At 60.4% G+C, this 702-nt stretch carries 1 protein-coding gene; it reads left to right on the forward strand.

The features are described 5' to 3' along the window. The first annotated feature begins 243 nt into the window (after nucleotides 1–243). Nucleotides 244–576: a hydrogenase maturation nickel metallochaperone HypA/HybF gene (locus SMD10_RS25675; RefSeq protein ID WP_432757315.1), complete on the forward strand. Its 333-nt coding sequence runs from the start codon at nucleotides 244–246 to the stop codon at nucleotides 574–576. The last annotated feature ends 126 nt before the right edge of the window (nucleotides 577–702 follow it).

Genomic DNA, 702 nt, shown 5'->3' on the forward strand with positions numbered 1-702 from the left:
AACCTCATCCGCAGCGCAACCGACAAGAACTCCCTGAAAACCCGCCGTAAACTCGCAGGATGGTCGACAGACTACCTCGCCGAACTCCTCACACCATCCCTTCAGTAATTTGGATTCGGAGCCCTGCCGATTCCAAGGGGCTGCTTGACAGTGCGCGACGGACGTTTTCTACGGTTGACACCAGCGGCTGTCGGCGAATTGACGGAGCGGGGAATGCACGAAACGGCGGTGGTCGAAGGTCTGATGCGAATCCTGTCGCAAAAGGCCGCCGAAAACGGGATCCGGCGAATCGTGTCGATCCAGCTCAAGATCGGCCGGCTTCGCGGTCTCGACGTTCGCCAGGTCCGGGGATGCTTCGAACTCTTCGCCGAAGGCACAGCCGCCGAGGGCGCCCGGCTGGACATCGACGAGGTCGGCGTGGAAGCACTGTGCCGCACATGCGGCCAAATCTGGCAGGTCGAGGGCTATCGTATGGAGTGCCCCTCCTGTGGCGCCGGCAACGCCGAAATCCGCTCCGGACGTGAACTCTATATCGAGACCTTCGAAGGCGAACGAAGCAGCGAACCGACGCTGTAATACCGCTGAGCGGATGATCTGACTCTGGCGTGATTTGCGTGGCTTCGGCGACCGTGATTCCTTCGTACTAGATGCGACGAGGGAGATGCGGATGGCGTTGGAGATCAGCGACAGATATTCGGCAGG

Origin of the sequence: Consotaella aegiceratis (assembly GCF_036541425.1) — a bacterium.
In the GTDB taxonomy this organism is placed as follows: Bacteria; Pseudomonadota; Alphaproteobacteria; order Rhizobiales; family Rhizobiaceae; genus Consotaella; species Consotaella aegiceratis.

What these genes read in the sequence shown, in the direction of transcription:
- SMD10_RS25675 (WP_432757315.1), top strand. Translation starts at nt 244, where the DNA reads ATGCGAATCCTGTCGCAAAAGGCCGCCGAAAACGGGATCCGGCGAATC.